This window comes from Bosea sp. ANAM02 (assembly GCF_011764485.1).
GTDB lineage: Bacteria > Pseudomonadota > Alphaproteobacteria > Rhizobiales > Beijerinckiaceae > Allobosea.
This window is the reverse complement of the sequence record NZ_AP022848.1, coordinates 2,228,026-2,247,830: the sequence shown is the minus strand read 5'-3', so window position 1 is coordinate 2,247,830 and position 19,805 is coordinate 2,228,026. Positions and strand designations below refer to the sequence as shown.

The following is a 19,805-nucleotide window of genomic DNA, read 5'->3' as shown; positions in this document are numbered from 1 at the left end:
TCCCATGACCGGTTCCGGCACCGACCGCACCCGCCCGGCCGTCCAGGCCGCCGCCCCGATCGTCATCCTGGTCGAGCCGCAGCTCGCCGAGAATATCGGCATGTGCGCCCGCGCCATGGCGAATTTCGGCCTCTCCGAGATGCGCCTCGTCGCTCCGCGCGACGGCTGGCCGAGCGGCGGCGGCCTCAAGAAGGGCGCGACCGCGGCCGCTTCCGGCGCGACGCATATCCTGGAGAACGCCCGGCTCTATGACAGCGCCGCCGAGGCGATCGCCGACCTCAACCATGTCCTGGCGACGACCGCCCGCGAGCGCGGCCAGATGAAGCGCGTGCTCACCCCGGCCGAGGCGATGCCGGAAGTGGCTGGCCGCATCGGCTCCGGCGAGCGTGTCGGCATTCTGTTCGGGCGCGAGCGCATCGGCCTGACCAACGAGGAGATCAGCCTCGCCGATGCGATCCTGACCTTCCCGGTCAATCCCGCCTTTGCCTCGCTGAACCTCGCCCAGGCCGTGCTGCTCAACGGCTACGAATGGTTCAAGACCACGGGAGGCGAGCCGCCCTTCCGCGAGAACAACCCCTCGCCGCCGGCCAGGCGCGAGATGATCCTGTCGATGTTCGATTATCTCGAGGCCGAGCTCGATCTCTGCGGCTTCTTCCCCGCCGGCAAGAAGCCGGTCATGACCGCGAACCTGCGCGACATCCTGCATCGGCTCGACATGACCGAGCAGGAGGCCCGCACGCTGCGCGGCGTCTTCAAGTCGCTGGTCGAGGGCCCCAAGAAGGCGCGGCTGCTGGCACGGCAGGCGGACGAGACGGATCAGGCCAAGGGCTGATCCGACTCACCGGCGGCATTCTGTTGCCCCCCAACTCGCACGCGTCATGCTCGCCCTTGCGGCGAGCATCCACCTCTTGAACGCTGCCTTCGTCCAGCGAAGGCGTAGATGGTCGGGACAAGCCCGACCATGACGGGAGAACCTGGAAAGTTCAGAAAAAAAGCCGGCCCCGAAGGGCCGGCTCGTCTGGTCGGGGGGTCTCGAATCGCCCGGTCAGAACTGGTATTTCAGCGTCGCCTTCACGGTGCGGCCCGGCTCGCTGTAATAGTCGCGGGCCTGTGCCAGCACGCCCGTCGGCACCGTGACGGCATCCCAGTATTTCCTGTCGAAGATGTTGTAGACGCCGACCTGCAATTCAAGGTCCGCGATCTGCGGCATCGGGCGCCACCAGGCCGTGGCATTGAAGATCGCGTAGCCGGGCGCCTGGAAGCCTTGCCCCGTGCCGGTCGTAGCAGCGACGCTCTTGCGGTCGCCGGCCAGCTTCGCCGAGACCTCGCCGCCCCAGTTCTCGTTGCCATAGGCGACGGCGATGATGCCCTGCACCGGCGGGATCGAGTTCAGGCTGGTTCCGGCGACCTTGTTCTTGCCGTCCGTATAGGCAAAGGAGCCGCGCACCAGCCAGTTCGGGGCGAAGGCGTACTGCATGCTCGCCTCGACGCCGGAGATCTCGACGCGTGCCACGTTCTGCGGGCCCTGGATGCCGCCCTGCGGATAAAGCCCGCCCGGGGGCGCGATCTGCACCGTCTCGATGAAGTTGCGGTAGTTCGTGTGGAAGACGGTCACCGAGCCGCCGAACGCCTTGTCGCCGAAGCGGAAGCCGACATCGATCCCGTTGCTGGTTTCCGGACGCAGGTCGGGATTGCCGGCGCGCAGATAGGTGCCGACGGCGCCGAAATTCGCATAGAGCTCGCTGGCGGTCGGAGCGCGGAAGCCCTTCGACCATTGCGCGAACAGGGTGACGTCCTTGATGTAAGGCGCGTTCTTGACGATGTCGTATTCCAGCCGGATGCGCGGCGACCAGGCGTCGTCGCTGGAAGCGGCCGGCACCCCGGCGAAGGACGAGCTCGCGACATAGGCCGCCGTCGCCTTCGGCTTTTCCTCGTACCGGTCGAAGCGGACGCCCGGCGTCAGGCGCAGCGTATCGTTGAGGAAGCCGAACTGATGATGCGCGTAGAAGGCCAGCATGTTGCCTTCGACGCGCGGCGTGTCGGACTGGTTGCTGTGCAGGTTGTTGCAGGCGGTGAACGCGCCCGTGTAGGGGCGGCGGCAACTGTCCAGACCGGCCGAATACTGGTCGAGCTGCGATGCGCGCAGCTCCGTGCCGAGCGTCAGCTTGTGCGAGACGGGGCCGGTGATGAAGCTCTTGATCAGGTGGCCGTTGAAGCCGAAGGACTTCTCCTCGACCTCGTTGTTGCGGGCATAGGGGCCGATCACGCTCGTATAGCGATAGGCGTTGAGGATCGAGTTCCGTGTGACGCCCTGCCAGTAGAGATTGGCATGCGCCTCGTCGATGAAGCCGCCCGGCTGCTTGTAGTCATAGGTCAGCGAAACGCGCTTGCGCTCGACGTCCTCTTTGGTCTGGTGCGCGCCGGGGCGATAGTTTCCGGTGAGAGAGACCGCGCTGGTCCGCGTTTGGATCTTCTCGTCGCGCTTGAAGATCTCGCCGGTCAGCCCGAAGCGATGCGCCTCGTTTACGTATTGATGCACCTTGGCGAGGAAGCTGTACTGATTGAAATCGGCCGGGTTCGGCTCGGTGCGAGCGGCCCCGATCGCCGGGTACGAGCCGCGGTTGTCGGTCTCGTGCCCCTTCCGGAAGCCGCCTTGCAACAGCACCCAGGTATTGTGGAACCGGCCGGCCACCGCGCCGCTGCCGAACACCGCCTTGTCGGTCGTGTCGAAGCCGGTCTTCGCCAGGCCGCCGACGGTCTTGCCCGGACGGATCAGGTCTTCCGGATCGAGGGTGCGCACCGCCAGTGCGCCGCCGAGCGAGCCCGAGCCGAGCGTGCTGCTGCCGCTGCCCCCGCGCAGCAGGTCGAGCGTCGACAGCGCATCGAAATCGAAGGCGGTGCCGATGCTGCGGTCGATGCGGTTGTCCTGGATGAAGGGCTGGCGGATGCCGTCGACGGTTGTCAGCACGCGCGCGCCGTCGAGTCCGCGGATGTTCACCGAGCCGTTCACCCGGTTGAAGGTGATGCCGGCCTCCAGTCGCTGCGACAGGTCCGCAATGCTCTGGATCTGCTGGCGGTCGAGTTCCTCGCGCGAGACGCGCGTCGTCGTCGGGCCGCCCAGCAGCGCGCCGCCCGGCTGCCCCTCGCCCTGAACCGTGATCTGGTCGAGGACGACGGGGGCCTCGGCGCTCTGCGCAACCGGCGCGGTGCGGACCCGGCCCTGCTGCTGCGCGATGGCGGGCGATGCAAGCAGCACCACCACCAAGCTGCCGAGCGCGACGCCTTCGCGCAATCTGCCGGAATACGTCCCCATGGCCTTGACCCGTCCTTCTGAACGCCACGGACGGGAGCCGCCGCGTTTCACAGTTTTAAATTAATACAAACAAGATCTTATCCGCCCGATAAGACAGTATTCGGATATTGACCGACTCAATGACTGTCAATTGGCTGACAAACGAAGGATATCTTCCGATGCAGGAAGATCACAATAGTAGAATTTGTCTAAAGAATAATAATTGATCGCATTACTCTAAGCTGGCGCCGCTTGGCCGTGCCTCGCGGCCCTGCGGGCTCCCGATCTCGTGATCGTGCCTTCCCGCCCGCTCGACAGCTTGCCGTTGCAATGCTCGGGCAAGGCTCCAACATGCGGGGCATCATGGGACTCCAGAGATGCTAGACCGCCGGACGATCTTGACGGGAGCGGGCGCCGTGGCCGCGAGCTTCGCCGTTACCGGTCGCGCGGTCGCGGCCCCGGATGCCGATGTCGTCGTGGTCGGCGCCGGCGCCGCCGGCATCGCCGCAGCCCAGACCTTGTGGGCTGCCGGAAGACGGTCAGTCGTGCTCGAAGCGCGCGGCCGCGTCGGTGGGCGCGCCTTCACCGATGCCTCGCTCGGCCCCGCCTATGATGCCGGGGCGATGTTCATCCACTGGGCCGAGCGCAACCCCTGGGTCCAGATCGCCCGCGATCTCGGCATCGCCACACCCGCAGAATCCTGGGGCAGCGGCTTCAAGGTCTTCGCCGACGGCAAGCCGATGGCGGATTCCGACCGCAATCGCCGCCGCAGCGCCTTCGGCCAGATAGACCGCCGGCTGGAAACGGTCGATCTCACGCAGCGCGACATGTCGATCGCCGAGTTGCTGGGCGATCTCGGCCCGGAGCTGGCGCCGGTCGCCGCATCCGGCCTGCTGCTCTCGATCGGCGAGGAATCGAGCCGCATCTCCGCACGCGATTACCAGCGCCTTTGGTCCGGCGACGATCTCATCGTCCCCTCCGGCTACGGCAATCTCGTCGCGCGCGCGGCGGCGGGGCTCGATATCCGCCTGAACGAACCGGTCGAGATGATCCGCTGGGACGGACCGGGCGTCACGGTCACAACCCGCTCGGGAACGCTAAGCGCCAACGCCTGTATCGTCACGGTGCCGGTCGGCGTACTGAAGGCCGGTACGATCCGCTTCATCCCGGAGTTGCCGGCCGCGACGCGCGATGCCCTTGCCGGCCTGCATATGGGCGCGCTGACCAAGATCGCCCTCAGGGTCGAAGGCGATCGCTTCGGTATCACGCCGGGTGCGAGCTTCCTCGAAGCGGCTGCGCCGGAACGTCTGATGAATCTCGACATGTTCCCCGGCGGCCAGGACATCGTCATCGGCTATTGCGGTGGTGACTATGCCCGCAAGCTCTCGGAAGCCGGGACCGAAGAGGCGCGCGCCCATCTCGTCGACCTGCTGGTCAAGATGGTCGGCGCGGACTTCCGCAAGGCGGTGAAGGCGGTCTCCTTCCCCGCCTGGTGGACCGATCCCTTCGCCCGCGGCTCATACTCGATCTGCGACCCCGGCCATGAGGCGGCGCGCGATGCCCTCGCCCGGCCGATCGGCAACCGGCTCTTCATCGCCGGCGAGGCGACCGCGGGCGGCGGCGCCATGACGGTCGGCGGCGCGACGCTCGCCGGCCGCGCCGCTGCAGCAGCCGTGGCCCGGCTGAAGGCATAAGCTGCCCGCGTCACATCGCTCCAAATCTACACATGTGCGAAGAGGTGAAATCCCGCGAGCACGACATTGATCTTAAAGACACGGACAGCGCGAGGAACCCCTCATCCTCCGGGAGAGGGTTCCCCCGCGAAATTTAAAGCAATGCCGCGCCCAAAGATGAGGCGCAGCCTTGCTAAGAAGAATCTGGATGCTCAGAGCATCAATTCCCAGTTCTGGCCGACGAGATCCTGACCGAAGGAATGGTGTCTCTCCTCGGCCACCAGCCGAAAACCCTCGCCGACATAGATTCCACGCGCCGCATGCAGGATATCGTTGGTCCAGAGCACCATGCGCGCATAACCGGCGTCGCGGGCAAAGCCGATCGCCTCGCGAACGAGCCGCTTGCCCAGCCCCAGCCCATGCGCCCGCTTCTCGACCAGCACGAGCCTGAGCTTCGCGGTCGCCCCATCCTCCTGCACCACGAAGGCCGAGCCCACCGGCTGTCCGTCCAGCTCGGCGATGAAGCAGCGTTCGCGGCCGGGTTTGAACTCGCGCAGGAACTTCGCCGCGATCTCCGCGACGAGCGCCTCGAAACTCAGGTCCCAGCCATAGTCGTCGGCATAGAGCCGGCCATGGGCGCCGATGACCCAGCCCATGTCGCCGGCACGATGCTCGCGAATGACGGGAACCGGACGCTTCTCCGCCTCGCCCGAGAGAAGGCGCTCCGTATCGGCGAGCGCAGCGACGAGGCGGGCCCGATCGACCGGCTCCAGGCGTTGCAGGATTGCCGCGGCTTGCGTGCTGGAGGCCCGGTCGAGCGGCTGGAAGGCGGCCCTGCCCTGCGCCGTCAATCGCAGCCGCCAGGCGCGGCCATCGGCAGCCGAGCGGATCCGATCGAGCCAGCCCTGCCCGGCAAAGCGCTTGAGGATGCGGGAGAGATAGGCCGGATCGAGGTCGAGTGCACGCGCCAGCTCCCCTGCCTGCCAGTCGTCGCGCTGCGCCAGCTCATAGAGCACGCGCGCCTCGGCCAGCGCGAGCCCGGAGCCGTGTAGGCTGCCGCCGAGCGCGCCGACCCAGCGGGTATGGAAGCGGTTGAAACGGCGGATCGCGGCGACGGCTTCGGTCTCGACGGCATCCATGGCGCACCTCCGCAACGAGACGAGGCAATTTAGTGGACGGAGTCAACTAAATTCGGGACAGCGGTTGAACCCATCATTGACCGTCCCTTAACCGGTCTCTGGCGGAGTCGGGCTTTGACGTCCTGCGGCATCATCATGCAAGTCGATCTCCTCGCCGGCACGGGCCACCGCCCCCTCACGATCCCTCGCCCCCAACCAACCATCCTCGTCTTCGATTCCGGCCTCGGAGGCCTGACCGTGCTCGGGCGCACCACCCGGGCCTGCCCCGGCGCCCATATCGTCTATGCCGCCGACGATGCCGGCTTTCCCTATGGCCGGCTGAGCGAGGACGAACTCGTCATCCGCGTGCTCGCGGTGATGGAGCGCCTCGTCGCGCGCTTCCACCCCGATCTCGTGGTCATCGCCTGCAACACCGCCTCGACACTGGTGCTCCCGGCGCTGAGGGCACGCTTCGCGCTTCCCTTCGTCGGCACCGTACCCGCGATCAAGCCGGCCGCAGCCGCGACCCGCAGCGGCATGATCTCGGTCCTGGCGACACCGGGCACCGTGGCGCGTGACTACACCCGCGAACTGATAGAGACCTATGCGGCCAGCCACCATGTCACGCTCGTCGGCGCGACGCGCCTTGCCGGGCTCGCCGAGCAGGCACTTAAAGGCGAGACGGTCGACGACGCGATCCTCGCCGCCGAGATTGCGCCCTGCTTCCTCGAGACGGATGGCCGCCGCACCGACGTCGTCACGCTCTCCTGCACGCATTATCCGCTGCTGCTGGAGCGGATGAAGCGAGTCGCACCCTGGCCGGTGGAATGGATTGACCCCGCGCCTGCGATCGCACGCCGCGTCGCCGATCTGCTGTCCGGCGCGCGCGAGCCGAATCTCGCCTGCCCGGACGCCGTCGCCGTCTTCACCGGCGGCTCGGGCCTGACCGGCCCCTTGCGGATCGCGCTCGCCGGCTACGGCCTGGCGCAGGTGGTCACAGAACCCATGCCCTTGGCCAACTGAGGGAACCCTGCCCTTCCCGAAAGCGTTCCGGGTTCCGGATCGCAGAAGGAGCCAGCCCCATGAGAACGCTACTGTTGCTGTTTGCACTTGCCGCCGGCCTCGTTTTCGCCGGCGCCGGCGCGAGCACCGAAGCCCAGGCGAAACCTCACGGTTGGCACAAAGGCCATGGACATCACGGCTTCTATCGCCATGGTCCGCGGCGGCACTACGGCTGGAATCGCGGCAATCATTACGGCTGGTACAAGCATCGTCCGCGCCGTCACCATTATTATCGGCCCTATGGCTACTGGCGTTGATTGCGGCTTTTCGCCGACCCGGAATTGACTCGAGACCGGCTTTCGGTCATACGCCCTCTCGTCGCGCGGCTCCTCACGGGGCCGCGTGGCTTTTTCCGCACCCGTGATCCGCTCTTCTTCGGAAGCTGGATCTGTCGCCTCGGCCAAAGCCGGGGAGCAGGAGGGCGCGGTCCTCAACTCGCGAACCTGAGAGGACACGCGACATGTCGAAGCGCCATGAGGCGAAGTACAAGATTGACCGCCGCCTCGGTCAGAACATCTGGGGCCGCCCGAAGTCCCCGGTCAACCGTCGTGAATACGGCCCCGGCCAGCATGGCCAGCGCCGCAAGGGCAAGCCGTCCGACTTCGGCACCCAGCTCCGCGCCAAGCAGAAGCTGAAGGGCTATTACGGCTCGATCTCCGAGAAGCAGTTCCGCCGCTACTACGCCGAGGCGATCCGCCTGAAGGGCGATTCGGGCGAGAACCTGATCGGCCTGCTCGAGCGCCGTCTCGACGCGGTGATCTACCGCGCCAAGTTCGTGCCGACCGTCTTCGCGGCCCGCCAGTTCGTCAACCACGGCCACATCACCGTGAACGGCAAGCGCGTCAACATCGCCTCCTATCAGGTCAAGCCGGGCGACGTGATCGCGGTCAAGGAGAGCTCGCGCCAGCTCGCTATCGTCATCGAGTCGGCCGCTCTCGCCGAGCGTGACGTGCCGGACTACATCGACGCCGACCACGGCAAGTCGACCGCCACCTACACCCGCACCCCGACCCTGTCGGACGTGCCCTATGCGGTGCAGATGGAGCCGAACCTGGTCATCGAGTTCTACTCGCGCTGATCGGCGGCAACGCCCCTCGCCTTTCGAGGCCGGGACGATATTCAGGGGATGGCCTTCGGGCCGTCCCCTTTTTCGTTCCGGGCCTGCAACGGAGTTGACGGCAAGCTCTGTCGCCTTCGATCATGATCGGGAGATATCATGAAGGCTCTGAAAACGATGCCCTGCGCGCTGGCGAGCATCGCGTGCCTGCTCGCCATGACTGTCGGGTGGAACGTGGTGCTCTCATCGGCTGCTTCGGCCGAGGTCCGCTTCGGACGCAATGTGCGCGTCGGCGGGCACGACTTCTCGCATCAGAGCTTCAACCGGAAGCGACGCGCTGAGATTTATCTCTATGACCGCACGCCCTCTCGCTCGGGCTGCGTCTGGCGCTCGGATGGCCGCGGCGGCAGGGCGAAGACCTGCCACCTGCGCCGGATCAGGTAGGGTCGGCCTGGGGCCGGAATGGGAAGCGGACCGTACGACGGCTCAGAGATGCGAGCCGACCTCGTTGCGGAAGAAGTAGCAGCCCACCCCCAGGCAACCGATCAGGATCGACAGCGCATAGGGTCCGAACAGGCAGAGGATGAAGACGGAACCGATGAAGGCCCGCATCGCCCAGCATGACCATGTCTGCTTCATGGTTCACCTTTCGCATCGCAATCACTGACAAAGCGTAAACGGCGAGCTGTGAATCCAACCTGAATGGATATGGTAAATAGCTGAATTCCTTTTAAAATCTGCATGTTAGGAATTTTGGCGAAACCGGGGCGACACCATTCTTCCCCGTATCTCCCGGACACGGGTTGGCGTAGCGTCATCGTTCCCGAGAGGAGATTCGCATGACAAGACTTCTGCTGACGGCCATCGCCCTGTGCTGCATGGCCGGCGCCGCCCAGGCGCAAAGCTGCAACCTTCAGGCTTCTGACAAAAAGCTGGCGGGCGCGGCCAAGACGAGCTTCCTGACCAAATGCGAGAAGGACGCCGGCATGGCTTGCGACAAGCAGGCCGCCGACAGGAAGCTGGCCGGCGCCGCCAAGGCCAGCTTCACCAAGAAATGTGTCTCGGACGCCGTTGGCACCTGAAGCCGGCATCGACAGGTGCCGATCGTCGTGAAAAATGCGTGGGTCATCCCGGCCGGAACGAAGCGAAGAGCGGGTATCCATCGAACAGAACCGGTAGCTTAATTCAGACAAGAGGGGCCGCGCCTCCCAGGCGCAGCCCCTTGTACCGATCAGACGATAGCGTGAGTTCGGCGCTCAATCGTAGTTGCGATCGTCGCGACGATCATCGCGATCGCGCCAGTGCCTGCGCCCGCCGCGGTCGCCCCGTTCCCAACGGTCGCCACGATCGTCGTCGTGCCAGCCGCCACGCCAGGCGCGCATCTCGCGGAAGCGCTCGCGCCCCTCCGCCATGGCTTCGCGCACCGAGCGGCGCAGCACCGTCTTCTGCTCGTCGCTGAGCGTCGTCCAGAGCGGGCGCACGGCATCGGCCAGTTCCTTGGAACGGGCCGCGCGCTCGCCCTGCCGGGTGGCGGCCGCATCGAGCCGCTCCATCAGATCGGCATGGCGCAGCGCCTCGCGCCGCTCGCGCATCTGGTTCCAGCGCTCGCCGCGCTCGGCGCTACGCTGCTTCACCAGTTCCTCCACCTTGTCGAAGAGAGCCGTCTGTTCCGGCTTGAGCTTGAGTTCGTCGCGGACCTTGGCGAGGCGCTCGTCAAGCCGCGCCTTGGCGCGCTCGGCCCGGCGCTCGCGCCATTCCTCGCGCCGCTGCTCGCGACTCTCAGAGCGCTCCTGCTTCTGGTCCCCGCCGGCCGGCGGCACGGGCTGCGGCTGCGCCAGGGCGAAGCTGCCGGCGAGCATGGCGATGGAGGATGCGGCGATGATGGCAATGGGTTTCACGGGGCAATCTCCTTGGAGCAGTCCAGTCGAAGCGTCGCGCAGCGGGTCTCGAAGCCGATTGGCGATAGCGTGAACCTGATCCTGCGGGCCTGACCCGGCAATGGCCAGCGCATGAAAAGATCGTAATGTAGCGACAACGCCGCCAGCGCGATTCGGTTCGCCATCGGGTCTCTCCATGCAGAATCTCATCACCGATGTCCGCGGCCTGCGCGTCGGCCAGGCGCATGACGCTGCGGCGGCGACCGGCGTCACCGCCGCGATCTTCGATCGCCCGACCGTCGCCTCCGCCGCCGTGCTCGGCGGCGCGCCCGGCACCCGCGACACCGCCCTGCTCGACCCCGAAATGACCGTCGAGCATGTCGACGCGATCGTGCTCTCCGGCGGCTCCGCCTGGGGATTGGGCGCCGCCGACGGCGTGATGCGCTGGCTGGCGCAGGAGGGGCGCGGCTTTCAGGTCGGCGCCTTCCGCGTCCCGATCGTCCCGCAGGCGATCCTGTTCGACCTGATGAATGGTGGCGAGAAGCCCTGGGCCCGCGGCGACGGGGGGACGCCCTATGCCCGGCTCGGCGCCGAGGCTGCCGCCGCAGCAGCCGCCAGCTTCGCGCTCGGCAGCGCCGGTGCCGGCTACGGCGCGACCACCGCGACGCTGAAAGGCGGCCTCGGCTCGGCGAGCGCTCGCGCCGCCACCGGCCATGTCGTCGGTGCGCTCGTCGCGGTCAATGCCGTCGGCAGCGCTACGATCGGCGACGGCCCGCATTTCTGGGCGGCGCCCTATGAGCGCGACGGCGAGTTCGGCGGCCTCGGCTGGCCTGCGGCGATCACGCTGGCCGATACCGCGCTGCGCTTCAAGGGCGGCACCGGCCAGAACACCACGATCGCCCTCGTCGCCACCGATGCCGTCCTGACCAGGCCGCAGGCCCGCCGCCTCGCGCTCGCTGCTCATGACGGCCTTGCGCGCGCCCTGCGCCCTGTTCATGCGCCGCTCGACGGCGACATCGTCTTCGCCGCGGCGACCGGTTACGGCGGCGCGCCTTCGGACGCTTTCGCGATGACCGAGCTCTGCGCCACCGCCGCCGATGTGCTGGCCCGTGCCGTCGCACGCGGCGTCCATGCGGCGACGGCCCTGCCCTTCGCCGGTGCCCGGCCCGCCTGGCAGGACCGCTTCGGCGCCTGAAGCGATCTCGCCGGCATGCCGCAAGGTTAGCGAGGCGATTTACCAAGCATAAAGCCGGCCTCCGTAATCTGCCCGTCTAGGTTTCCATCTCATGATCGGACAACCGGGGGGACATAATGCGCGAGATCGGCTTCGGCCTGGTCTGCGGCATCGCGATGGCGGTGGCCGCGCTTCTGATTGCGGCCTGGCCGGTACCCGGACGTCCGATCGCCGCTTATTTTCCCGCCGGAACCGCATCGGCCGAAATCGCGCAGGCCGTGACCGGGGCGAGCGGCAGCCTCCTGCAGATCGATGCCGGCTCCTCCGTCGCATTCACGATGGGAGAGCGCGACGGCTTCGTTTCGGCGCTCTATGGAGCCGGCGCCTGGCTTGTCATCGATGCCGCCTTCGCCCGGCTCTGCACCGGGAGCAGTCGATGAACGCGGTCCTGCGCTTTCGCGAGCGCTTCTCCCATTGCCTGATCGCGATCCTCTGGGCGAACGCCGCCATGCTGGCGATCGGAACGCCCGCGGCCTCGCCGCTGCACAGCCCCGCTATCGTGCTGGCCGGCATTGCCCTGGCCACGCTCGCAACCATGGTCTGGCGCATCGAGCGCACCGGCTGGATCATGCGTCAGATCTCGAGCATCGCGACCATGGGCCAGGTGATGCTGCTGGTCTATGCCTATGCCGGCCATCCCTACCAAGCCGACATGCACATGTATTTCTTCGCCATGCTGGCCGTGCTCGCCGGCTGGCTGGACTGGCGCATTTTCCTCCCGACGACCATCGCCATCGTCGTGCATCACCTCGCCTTCAGCCTTGTCATGCCGAGTGTGGTCTTCCTCAACGGCAACCAGATCGACCGGGTGCTGCTTCACGGAGCGATCGTGGCCGTGCAATCGATCGCCCTGAGCTGGGTGGTCTGGTCGCTGCGCCAATCGCTTGAGATATCCGAACGCGAGCGCCATGAGGCCGATACTGCCCGTGCGGCGGCGGACGAGGCCAGGCGGGACCTCGCCGAGACCACGGAACGGGGCGCCCTCGTCCGTCGCCAGGTCCTGCATGCCGTCGCCGATGAATTCGAGCGCGAGATCGCCGGCATCGCCCGCGACGTCATCGCTTCCGTGCAGTCGCTGCGCATCGCCTCGCAGCAGATGAAGACCGGCGCGCTCGAAGTCTCCGAGCGCTCCAGCGCCGCCTCGCAATCCTCGCGCCAGACCTCGTCCAACGTCGTCGCCGTCACGCAGGGCACGGCAGAGCTGGCGCATTCCTTCGCCGAGGTCGACCGCCAGGTCGCGGAAACCACGCGCGTCGTCGGCGAGACGACGCGGCAGGCTCGCGCCGTGCTCGACACCGTCGGCGAATTGTCGCGCAAGGCCGGCCAGATCGGCGACATCACCGACGCGATCTCGACCATCGCCAAGCATACCAACCTGCTGGCGCTCAATGCCTCCATCGAGGCGGCACGCCTCGGCCGCTCGGGCGGCGGCTTCACCATCGTCGCCCAGGAGATCAAGTCGCTGGCCAACCAGACCTGGCGGGCGACCGAGGAGATCCAGAGCCAGATCGGCGCCATTCGCGACTCCAGCTCAGAGGCGATCGGCGCGATCGATGCCATGAACACGACGGTCGGCTCGCTGAACCAGATCTCCGGCAATGTCGCGACCGTGGTCGAGCAGCAGAACGCCGCGGCCGCCAACATGGCCCAGATCATCCGGCGCGCCGCCGACGAAACCGTCTTCGCCGCGGGCCATATCGACATCGTCAGCCGCATCGCCGCGGAGACCGACGAAGCCGCGAGCCATGTCGCCGAATCCGCCGACAAGCTCTCGCGCCAGTCGGTCCATCTCGACTCGGAGGTCGCCCAGTTCCTCGGCCGGATCCGCGCCGCCTGAACGCCGGTTTCCCAGCCGGGCGCGAATGCGCTATGGCGGGCCATGTCCACAGACGATTTCCTCGCCCGCTTCGGCTCGCCCGGCGCCAGCCAGCCCGACCCCGTCGCCGCCGCCCAGCAGGCGATGCGCAATTCCCTGCCTGCCCGCTTCTACAAGGAGGCCGGCGTCGTCGAGCGCGACGGCCTCTTCCATGTCGCCCTCGACGGCAGGACGGCGCGGACCCCGGCCCGCAAGCCGCTCGCAGTGACCTCCCGTCCCGTCGCGGAAGCGCTGGCCGCCGAATGGCAGACGCAGGCCGAGCGGATCGACCCCGCGCAGATGCCGCTGACCCGGCTTGTCAACTCGGCGCTCGACGGTGTCGAGGACCAGCAGGAGGCCGTGCGCGCCGAGATCGTCCGCTATGCCGGCTCGGACGCTCTCTGTTATCGTGCCGGCGAACCCGAGGCGCTGGTCGAGCGGCAAAACCAGGTCTGGCAGCGGATCCTAGGCGATATTGAAGCGCTGATCGGCGCCCGCTTCCTGCTGGCCGAGGGCGTCGTCTTCGCGCAGCAGCCGGAGGGAACGCTCGCGGCGATCGCCCGGCAGGTCGAGACGATCCCCGCCCCGCTCGCGCTCGCCGGCGCCCATAACGTCATGACGCTGACCGGCTCAACCATCCTCACGCTGGCACTGGCGAATGGGCAGATCGACCCGGATGACGCCTGGAACGCCGCCCATCTCGACGAGGACTACCAGATCGGCATCTGGGGCCAGGACGAGGAAGCGGCCGAGCGCCGCGTCATCCGCCGCCGCGAGTTCGACGCGGCCGTGCTCCTGCTGCTGAAGGGCTAGGTAGCGGAAGCAGTTGATTGCATCGGCTTTGCTCAACCGTTGTCATTCCGGGGCTTCGCGCAGCGAAGAACCCGGAACCCACGACCGGGCATGTCCTTGCAACCGCATAATCGCGACCATTCACCAAGTCGTGGGTTCCGGGTTCGCGCCTGCGGCGCACCCCGGAATGACAAAGATGGCGCGAAGTCGCTGATCACCCGCCTTCCGCATGATTGCGGTTCCGGCTTCAGCAAACGTCGCAATGGACTCATGCGCGATGGCCGCTTAAGCCGACTTTCGAGACGTGATTTCCGGCCGGGAGCCTGCCGCCATGAAGGACATCCTCGAACAGCTCGAAACCCGCCGCGAGGGTGCCCGCAAGGGTGGCGGCGAACGCCGCATTGACGCGCAGCACAAGCGCGGCAAGCTGACGGCGCGCGAGCGCATCGAGCTCCTGCTCGACAAGGACTCCTTCGAGGAGTTCGACATGTTCGTGCAGCACCGCGCCGTCGATTTCGGGATGGACAAGGCCGAGAAGATCCCCGGTGACGGCGTGGTCACCGGCTGGGGCACGGTCAATGGCCGCACCGTCTTCGTCTTCTCCAAGGACTTCACCGTCTTCGGCGGCTCGCTCTCCGAGACCCATGCCCAGAAGATCATCAAGATCCAGGACATGGCGCTGAAGATGCGCGCGCCCATCGTCGGCCTGTTCGATGCCGGCGGCGCCCGCATCCAGGAGGGCGTCGCGGCGCTCGGCGGCTATGGCGAGGTCTTCAAGCGGAATGTGCAGGCGTCCGGCGTCATCCCGCAGATCTCGGTGATCATGGGCCCCTGCGCCGGCGGCGACGTCTACTCGCCGGCGATGACCGACTTCATCTTCATGGTCCGCGACACCTCCTACATGTTCGTGACCGGCCCGGAGGTCGTGAAGACCGTCACCAACGAGACCGTGACCTCCGAGGAGCTGGGCGGCGCCAAGGTGCATACCTCCAAGTCATCGGTCGCCGACGGCTCCTTCGAGAACGACGTCGAGGCGCTGCTGCAGGTGCGCCGCCTGCTCGACTTCCTGCCGGCCAATAACACGGCCGGCGTTCCGGAATGGCCGTCATTCGACGTGCCCGACCGCGTCGACATGAGCCTCGACACGCTCGTGCCCGACAATCCGAACAAGCCCTACGACATCAAGGAACTGATCCTGAAGACGGTCGACGAGGGCGACTTCTTCGAGATCCAGGCCGCTTATGCCGGCAATATCGTCACCGGCTTCGGCCGCGTCGAAGGCCGTACCGTCGGCATCGTCGCCAACCAGCCGATGGTGCTGGCCGGCGTGCTCGACTCCGACGCCTCGCGCAAGGCCGCCCGCTTCGTGCGCTATTGCGACGCCTTCGAAATCCCGATCGTCTCGCTCGTTGACGTTCCCGGCTTCCTGCCCGGCACGGCGCAGGAATATGGCGGCCTGATCAAGCACGGCGCCAAGCTGCTCTTCGCCTATAGCGAATGCACCGTGCCGCTGGTCACGATCATCACGCGCAAGGCCTTCGGCGGCGCCTATGACGTGATGGCCTCCAAGCATATCGGCGCCGACGTCAACTATGCCTGGCCGACGGCGCAGATTGCGGTGATGGGCGCCAAGGGTGCGGTCGAGATCATCTTCCGCGGCATGGACGCGGATGGCATCGCCGCCAAGACGAAAGAATACGAGGACCGCTTCATGTCCCCCTTCGTCGCGGCCGAGCGCGGCTATATCGACGAGGTGATCATGCCGCACTCGACCCGCCGGCGGATCGCGCGGGCGCTGGCCATGCTCCGCACCAAGAGCGTCGAGCGGCCGTGGCGCAAGCACGACAACATCCCGCTGTAACGCCACGAAGGGTGAGCAGCCCCGTCATGCTCGCCCTTGTGGCGAGCATCCACGTCTTGAACACCGCTCTGCATCAGCGAAGACGTGGATGATCGGGACAAGCCCGACCATGACGCGATAAACGTCGTACTCATAAGTTCCAGGCTGATGCCTGCGGTGCGCGCCGGAATGCTGGCGCCACATCTGAAGCCCCCTCAGTCCAGCGTGCTCCGGAACCGCATCAGCGCGAGCCCCGCATAGATCGGCACGAACAGGCTGAGATAGAGCACCTCGTCGCCAATATCTCTCAGGCCCGCGCCCTTCAGCATGATCGCGCGGATGATCCGCAGGAAATGCGTCAGCGGGAACAGTTCGCCCAGCGCCTGCGCCCAGCCCGGCATGCCGGCGAAGGGGAACATGAAGCCGGACAGCATCAGCGAGGGCAGGAAGAAGAAGAAGGTGAGCTGCATCGCCTGGAGCTGCGTGCGCGCCACCGTCGAGATCGTGTAGCCGAGCAGGACCAGCGCCAGCACGAAGATCAGCACGCAGGTGAGCAGAAGCCCGAGCCCGCCGAGGAAGGGCACCGCGAAGAGCAGCTTCGCCGCCCCGAGCACGATCATGACCTGCACCGCGCCGATCGCGAGATAGGGCAGCACCTTGCCGAGCATGATCTCACCCGCCGTCGCCGGCATGGCGAGCAGATTCTCCATCGTGCCGCGCTCGATCTCGCGGGTCAGCGCCATTGCCGTCATCATCACCATGGTCATCTGCAGGATGACGCCGAGCAGGCCGGGCACGATGTTGTACTGGGTGATGTTCTCCGGGTTGTAGCGCCGGTGCACAACGAAGGAGAGGCTGTCGCCACTGGCACCGGCCGGATCGGTCACCGGCTCGCGCCCCTGCGCCCGCTGCAGGGCCCGGTTCGCGATGGTGCCGAGCGCCGAGACCGCGCCACTTGCCGCCGCCGGATCGGTCGCGTCGGCCTCGACCAGGATGCGCGGCTCGTCCGCCCGCTCGACGCGCGCGCCGAAATCGCTGGGAATCGTGACGAGGAAGGAGATTTCGCCTTTCGCCATGAGGCTTTCGGCCTCGGCCGCGCTCTGCGGGCGCTCGCCGAAGCGATAATAGTTCGAGACCTCCAGCGCCGAGACCACGGCGCGGGTATAGCGATCCTGCCCGAGCGCCAGGATCGCCGCCGGCAGGCCGCGCGGATCGTTGTTGATCGCATACCCGAAGAGCAGGAGCTGGAGGATCGGCACCGCCAGCATCATCGCGAAGGTGATGCGATCGCGCCGCATCTGCACGAATTCCTTGGCCAGCATCGCGCCGAGCCGGCGAGGAGAGAACAGGCCGATCATGCCGCCCGTTCCTGGGCGCCGGTCATGAACTTGATGAAGACGTCCTCGAGGCTGGTCTCGCCGGGTTCGACCGCGATGCCGGCCTCGTTCTTCAAGGGCTGGAGCGCCGCTTCCAGCTTGGCCCGGTCGGTACCGACGACATGCAGCGTCGCGCCGAAGGGAGCGACCTGCTCGACGCCCTCAGTCGCCTCCAGCGCCCTGATCTGGCCAGGCTTCAGCGCGCCATGCACGACATAGGTCACGAGCCCGGAGCCCTTCACGACCTCCTCGACCGTCCCTGTCGCCAGCATCCGGCCATAGGCGATGTAGCCGATGCGATGGCAGCGCTCGGCCTCGTCCATGTAATGGGTCGAGACCAGCACGGTCAGCCCGTCGCCGGCCAGCCGATGGATCTCGTCCCAGAACTCGCGCCGCGCCTTGGGATCGACGCCGGCGGTCGGCTCGTCCAGCAGCAGTAGTTTCGGCTGATGCATGATGCAGGCAGCGAGTGCCAGGCGCTGCTTCCAGCCGCCCGAAAGCGTGCCGGCGAGCTGGTCCTTGCGCGAAGTGAGACCCAGTCCGTCAAGCGTCTTCGCCACGGCCTCGTCGACCGGATCGAGTTCGTAGAGCCTCGCCACGAAGGTCAGGTTCTCGGCGATGGTCAGGTCTTCATAGAAGGAGAAGCGCTGCGTCATGTAGCCGACCTGGCGCTTGATCGCGGCGCTCTGTGTGCGGACATCGAGCCCGAGCACCGTGCCCTCCCCGGCATCGGGCTTGAGCAACCCGCAGATCATCCGGATCGTCGTCGTCTTGCCCGAGCCGTTGGGGCCGAGGAAGCCGACGATCTCGCCGGTTGCCACGGCGAGGTCGACATCGTCGACCACCGTGCGCTTGCCGAAACGCTTGGTCATGCCGCGGACATCGATGGCGAGCGGCGCGCTCACTGCGGACTCCTCAGCATCACGTCGACGATCTGGCCGGGCTGCAAGGCCGATTGCGGCCCGCCATCCGGCCGCGCCTCGACGAGATAGACCAGCTTCTGGCGCGTCTGCGCCGAATAGATCACCGGCGGCGTGAATTCCGGCTCGGGCGAGACATAGGTCACGGTCGCGGTCAGCCCGGGCGCGCAGCCGTCGCAGCGAACATCGAGCTTCATGCCGGTCGCAACGCCGGAGATTCGCACCTCCGGCACGTAGAGCATCAGCTTGGCGGCGCCGTCCGGCAGCATCAGCAGCACCGGCGCGCTCGGCCCGGCGAGCTCGCCCACCCGGCGCAGCACGTCGCTGACCCGCCCGGCCGAGGGCGCGACGAGCTGGCGCTGCGACAGCCGCCAGCGCGCCTGCGCCAGGGCGGCCTTGGCCTGCTCGACGGCGTTCTCGCTCGCCTTGATCTCATCCGGCCGCGCCGGCAGGCGCGCGACATCGAGATTGGCGGCGTTCTGGCGCACGCTCGCGGCCGCGACGTCGCGCGCCGTCTCCGCCTGGTCGAAATCGGCCTGGGTCGAGACGCCGCGTCGCAGCAGGTCCTGCCGGCGCTCCAGCGCCCGCTCGGCCTCGCGCTGCTGCGCCTTGGCCGAAGCCAGATTGGCCTCGATGACCGCGATCTCCTCCGGCCGCTTGCCGATGCGCAAATTGTCGAGCTGCGCCTGCGCCTGCACCAGTCGCGCCTCGCTCTCCCGGACCGCGTTCTCCGCATCGGTCGTCTCCAGCCCGGCAACGACCTTGCCGGCCTCGACGCGGTCGCCGCGACGGATGTCGATATGCTCGATCCGGGCGGTGTCGATCGGGCCCAGCCGGACATATTCGCCCTCGACATAGCCGGCGATCCGGACCGTATCGCCGCCGCAGGCGGAGAAGCTCCCGGCGATCAGACCGAAGGAGCAGAGAAAGCCGAGAATCATGACCTGTTCTCCCGCATGCCGGCGATGCTGGCGCGGACATTGGCGCGGATGACGCCAGCAATCGCAGCGCTCTGTTCTTGGTCGATCGTGCTCCAGCCCATCCGCCGCATCACGGCGGGCCGGGCGAGCCGGAAATAGAGCACCTGCCCGATCGTCGCGAAGACCGCGAGCCTGGTGGCCTCGGCCTCCGGCTCCATCCCGGTCGCCGCCGCCCAGAGCCGGCAGAGCCGGCCATGGACCGGGCCGACCAGCCCCTCGTAAAGCGTCTCGAAGGCGGAGGTCGGCTCCATCATCTCGCGCAGGACGAAGCGGGCGATCCTCTCGCTCTCCTGTGCCTGAGTGGCGAAGGCGGTGACGCGCCCGACGATGCCGAGCAGCATTTCCACAGCCATCTCTGGCGCGAGCCCATCGAGCGGCGGCATGGCAGCGGCTGCACCGAACACCCGCTGCTTCATCGTCGCCACGACCGCCTCGGCACAGGCCTGGCGCAGGCCGTCCTTCCCACCGAAATGATAGGCGATTCCGGCGCTGTTGGCGCCCGCCGCCCGGGCGACCTCGCGGATCGAGCTCGCCTCGAATCCGTGCCGCCCGAACAGGTCGAGCCCGGCCCGGATCAGCGCCTCGCGCGTTCCGGCATCGCTGTCTGAAATAGCTTTCATGCCGTCCGTATAACATTGCAGGCTTCCTCAATCAATCGATTGATTGAATTCTGGTCGAAAGGCCTGCAATAGCTCCGCCCTCCTTCCAACAAACGCGCCGTCATCCCGG

21 protein-coding genes are annotated in these 19,805 nt (G+C 67.0%); 12 read left to right on the top strand and 9 right to left on the bottom strand.

Features of this window, described 5'->3' with window-relative positions:
* The first annotated feature begins 4 nt into the window (after positions 1-4).
* A complete protein-coding gene (locus tag OCUBac02_RS10820; protein WP_173045548.1) occupies positions 5-832 on the top strand; it encodes an RNA methyltransferase in 828 nt (275 codons plus the stop codon).
* Positions 833-1,045: 213 nt separating this feature from the next.
* Here the strand turns inward: OCUBac02_RS10820 and OCUBac02_RS10815 are convergent, their stop codons facing one another.
* Complete coding sequence (locus tag OCUBac02_RS10815) at positions 1,046-3,313, bottom strand: TonB-dependent hemoglobin/transferrin/lactoferrin family receptor (protein WP_173045546.1); 2,268 nt, start codon at positions 3,311-3,313, stop codon at positions 1,046-1,048.
* 395 nt (positions 3,314-3,708) lie between these two features.
* Here OCUBac02_RS10815 and OCUBac02_RS10810 point away from each other — a divergent pair, with 395 nt between their 5' ends.
* On the top strand, positions 3,709-4,986 hold the full coding sequence (locus OCUBac02_RS10810) for a flavin monoamine oxidase family protein (protein WP_244639159.1): 1,278 nt from the start codon (positions 3,709-3,711) through the stop codon (positions 4,984-4,986).
* A 191-nt stretch (positions 4,987-5,177) separates the two neighbouring features.
* Here the strand turns inward: OCUBac02_RS10810 and OCUBac02_RS10805 are convergent, their stop codons facing one another.
* Entirely contained in the window at positions 5,178-6,104 is a 927-nt protein-coding gene (locus OCUBac02_RS10805) for a bifunctional helix-turn-helix transcriptional regulator/GNAT family N-acetyltransferase (RefSeq protein WP_173045542.1), read from the bottom strand.
* Between the two features lie 135 nt (positions 6,105-6,239).
* Here OCUBac02_RS10805 and murI point away from each other — a divergent pair, with 135 nt between their 5' ends.
* The 4 genes from murI to OCUBac02_RS10785 all read left to right on the top strand — a co-directional run bounded on the left by murI (position 6,240) and on the right by OCUBac02_RS10785 (position 8,646).
* Positions 6,240-7,106 carry a glutamate racemase gene (murI, locus tag OCUBac02_RS10800; protein ID WP_173045540.1) on the top strand — a complete coding sequence of 289 codons (867 nt, stop codon included), beginning with the start codon at positions 6,240-6,242 and terminating at the stop codon, positions 7,104-7,106.
* 59 nt (positions 7,107-7,165) lie between these two features.
* On the top strand, positions 7,166-7,402 hold the full coding sequence (locus OCUBac02_RS10795; protein ID WP_173045538.1) for a hypothetical protein: 237 nt from the start codon (positions 7,166-7,168) through the stop codon (positions 7,400-7,402).
* A gap of 203 nt (positions 7,403-7,605) precedes the next feature.
* Positions 7,606-8,223, top strand: coding sequence for a 30S ribosomal protein S4 (rpsD, locus tag OCUBac02_RS10790; protein WP_047576477.1), 618 nt, complete (start codon positions 7,606-7,608; stop codon positions 8,221-8,223).
* 138 nt (positions 8,224-8,361) lie between these two features.
* Positions 8,362-8,646: a hypothetical protein gene (locus OCUBac02_RS10785; protein ID WP_244639158.1), complete on the top strand. Its 285-nt coding sequence runs from the start codon at positions 8,362-8,364 to the stop codon at positions 8,644-8,646.
* Positions 8,647-8,688: 42 nt separating this feature from the next.
* Here OCUBac02_RS10785 and OCUBac02_RS10780 read toward each other — a convergent pair whose 3' ends face one another.
* A complete protein-coding gene (locus OCUBac02_RS10780) occupies positions 8,689-8,841 on the bottom strand; it encodes a hypothetical protein (RefSeq protein ID WP_156134606.1) in 153 nt (50 codons plus the stop codon).
* A 200-nt stretch (positions 8,842-9,041) separates the two neighbouring features.
* On the opposite strand from OCUBac02_RS10780, the gene OCUBac02_RS10775 reads away from it, so the two are divergent.
* Positions 9,042-9,284, top strand: a complete 243-nt coding sequence (locus tag OCUBac02_RS10775; RefSeq protein ID WP_173045536.1) for a hypothetical protein — start codon at positions 9,042-9,044, stop codon at positions 9,282-9,284.
* A gap of 174 nt (positions 9,285-9,458) precedes the next feature.
* On the opposite strand, the gene OCUBac02_RS10770 is transcribed toward OCUBac02_RS10775, so the two are convergent.
* Together OCUBac02_RS10770 and OCUBac02_RS10765 are read right to left on the bottom strand one after the other, a co-directional pair.
* Complete coding sequence (locus tag OCUBac02_RS10770) at positions 9,459-10,100, bottom strand: Spy/CpxP family protein refolding chaperone (RefSeq protein WP_173045534.1); 642 nt, start codon at positions 10,098-10,100, stop codon at positions 9,459-9,461.
* On the bottom strand, positions 10,097-10,264 hold the full coding sequence (locus OCUBac02_RS10765; RefSeq protein ID WP_173045532.1) for a hypothetical protein: 168 nt from the start codon (positions 10,262-10,264) through the stop codon (positions 10,097-10,099). Before OCUBac02_RS10765 ends, OCUBac02_RS10770 begins: the two co-directional genes overlap by 4 nt.
* Positions 10,265-10,275: 11 nt before the next feature.
* On the opposite strand from OCUBac02_RS10765, the gene OCUBac02_RS10760 reads away from it, so the two are divergent.
* The 5 genes from OCUBac02_RS10760 (at position 10,276) to OCUBac02_RS10740 (ending at position 15,821) form a co-directional block, all read left to right on the top strand.
* Positions 10,276-11,274: a P1 family peptidase gene (locus OCUBac02_RS10760; RefSeq protein ID WP_173045530.1), complete on the top strand. Its 999-nt coding sequence runs from the start codon at positions 10,276-10,278 to the stop codon at positions 11,272-11,274.
* 116 nt (positions 11,275-11,390) lie between these two features.
* Positions 11,391-11,693 (top strand): hypothetical protein, encoded by a 303-nt coding sequence (locus tag OCUBac02_RS10755; RefSeq protein WP_047579882.1) that lies wholly within the window; start codon positions 11,391-11,393, stop codon positions 11,691-11,693.
* The gene (locus tag OCUBac02_RS10750; protein ID WP_173045528.1) at positions 11,690-13,150 is read left to right on the top strand and encodes a methyl-accepting chemotaxis protein; all 1,461 of its coding nucleotides are present in this window, start codon (positions 11,690-11,692) and stop codon (positions 13,148-13,150) included. Before OCUBac02_RS10755 ends, OCUBac02_RS10750 begins: the two co-directional genes overlap by 4 nt.
* A gap of 42 nt (positions 13,151-13,192) precedes the next feature.
* Positions 13,193-13,981, top strand: a complete 789-nt coding sequence (locus OCUBac02_RS10745; protein ID WP_173045526.1) for an ATP12 family chaperone protein — start codon at positions 13,193-13,195, stop codon at positions 13,979-13,981.
* A 310-nt stretch (positions 13,982-14,291) separates the two neighbouring features.
* Positions 14,292-15,821: an acyl-CoA carboxylase subunit beta gene (locus OCUBac02_RS10740; RefSeq protein WP_173045524.1), complete on the top strand. Its 1,530-nt coding sequence runs from the start codon at positions 14,292-14,294 to the stop codon at positions 15,819-15,821.
* 194 nt (positions 15,822-16,015) lie between these two features.
* On the opposite strand, the gene OCUBac02_RS10735 is transcribed toward OCUBac02_RS10740, so the two are convergent.
* From OCUBac02_RS10735 to OCUBac02_RS10720, 4 genes are read right to left on the bottom strand one after another with little or no spacing between them, the layout of a single operon-like run.
* Positions 16,016-17,158 (bottom strand): ABC transporter permease, encoded by a 1,143-nt coding sequence (locus tag OCUBac02_RS10735; RefSeq protein WP_173045522.1) that lies wholly within the window; start codon positions 17,156-17,158, stop codon positions 16,016-16,018.
* A complete protein-coding gene (locus tag OCUBac02_RS10730; protein ID WP_173049493.1) occupies positions 17,155-18,048 on the bottom strand; it encodes an ABC transporter ATP-binding protein in 894 nt (297 codons plus the stop codon). Before OCUBac02_RS10730 ends, OCUBac02_RS10735 begins: the two co-directional genes overlap by 4 nt.
* Positions 18,049-18,077: 29 nt before the next feature.
* Complete coding sequence (locus OCUBac02_RS10725) at positions 18,078-19,037, bottom strand: HlyD family secretion protein (RefSeq protein ID WP_173045520.1); 960 nt, start codon at positions 19,035-19,037, stop codon at positions 18,078-18,080.
* Positions 19,034-19,696: a CerR family C-terminal domain-containing protein gene (locus OCUBac02_RS10720; RefSeq protein WP_173045518.1), complete on the bottom strand. Its 663-nt coding sequence runs from the start codon at positions 19,694-19,696 to the stop codon at positions 19,034-19,036. The genes OCUBac02_RS10725 and OCUBac02_RS10720 overlap by 4 nt, the downstream gene beginning before the upstream one ends.
* Positions 19,697-19,805 lie beyond the last annotated feature (109 nt).

What these genes read in the sequence shown, in the direction of transcription:
- OCUBac02_RS10820 (WP_173045548.1), top strand. Translation starts at nt 5, where the DNA reads ATGACCGGTTCCGGCACCGACCGCACCCGCCCGGCCGTCCAGGCCGCC.
- OCUBac02_RS10815 (WP_173045546.1), bottom strand. Translation starts at nt 3,313, where the DNA reads ATGGGGACGTATTCCGGCAGATTGCGCGAAGGCGTCGCGCTCGGCAGC.
- OCUBac02_RS10805 (WP_173045542.1), bottom strand. Translation starts at nt 6,104, where the DNA reads ATGGATGCCGTCGAGACCGAAGCCGTCGCCGCGATCCGCCGTTTCAAC.
- murI (WP_173045540.1), top strand. Translation starts at nt 6,240, where the DNA reads ATGCAAGTCGATCTCCTCGCCGGCACGGGCCACCGCCCCCTCACGATC.
- OCUBac02_RS10795 (WP_173045538.1), top strand. Translation starts at nt 7,166, where the DNA reads ATGAGAACGCTACTGTTGCTGTTTGCACTTGCCGCCGGCCTCGTTTTC.
- rpsD (WP_047576477.1), top strand. Translation starts at nt 7,606, where the DNA reads ATGTCGAAGCGCCATGAGGCGAAGTACAAGATTGACCGCCGCCTCGGT.
- OCUBac02_RS10785 (WP_244639158.1), top strand. Translation starts at nt 8,362, where the DNA reads ATGAAGGCTCTGAAAACGATGCCCTGCGCGCTGGCGAGCATCGCGTGC.
- OCUBac02_RS10780 (WP_156134606.1), bottom strand. Translation starts at nt 8,841, where the DNA reads ATGAAGCAGACATGGTCATGCTGGGCGATGCGGGCCTTCATCGGTTCC.
- OCUBac02_RS10775 (WP_173045536.1), top strand. Translation starts at nt 9,042, where the DNA reads ATGACAAGACTTCTGCTGACGGCCATCGCCCTGTGCTGCATGGCCGGC.
- OCUBac02_RS10765 (WP_173045532.1), bottom strand. Translation starts at nt 10,264, where the DNA reads ATGGCGAACCGAATCGCGCTGGCGGCGTTGTCGCTACATTACGATCTT.
- OCUBac02_RS10760 (WP_173045530.1), top strand. Translation starts at nt 10,276, where the DNA reads ATGCAGAATCTCATCACCGATGTCCGCGGCCTGCGCGTCGGCCAGGCG.
- OCUBac02_RS10755 (WP_047579882.1), top strand. Translation starts at nt 11,391, where the DNA reads ATGCGCGAGATCGGCTTCGGCCTGGTCTGCGGCATCGCGATGGCGGTG.
- OCUBac02_RS10750 (WP_173045528.1), top strand. Translation starts at nt 11,690, where the DNA reads ATGAACGCGGTCCTGCGCTTTCGCGAGCGCTTCTCCCATTGCCTGATC.
- OCUBac02_RS10745 (WP_173045526.1), top strand. Translation starts at nt 13,193, where the DNA reads ATGTCCACAGACGATTTCCTCGCCCGCTTCGGCTCGCCCGGCGCCAGC.
- OCUBac02_RS10740 (WP_173045524.1), top strand. Translation starts at nt 14,292, where the DNA reads ATGAAGGACATCCTCGAACAGCTCGAAACCCGCCGCGAGGGTGCCCGC.
- OCUBac02_RS10735 (WP_173045522.1), bottom strand. Translation starts at nt 17,158, where the DNA reads ATGATCGGCCTGTTCTCTCCTCGCCGGCTCGGCGCGATGCTGGCCAAG.
- OCUBac02_RS10730 (WP_173049493.1), bottom strand. Translation starts at nt 18,048, where the DNA reads ATGACCAAGCGTTTCGGCAAGCGCACGGTGGTCGACGATGTCGACCTC.
- OCUBac02_RS10725 (WP_173045520.1), bottom strand. Translation starts at nt 19,037, where the DNA reads ATGATTCTCGGCTTTCTCTGCTCCTTCGGTCTGATCGCCGGGAGCTTC.
- OCUBac02_RS10720 (WP_173045518.1), bottom strand. Translation starts at nt 19,696, where the DNA reads ATGAAAGCTATTTCAGACAGCGATGCCGGAACGCGCGAGGCGCTGATC.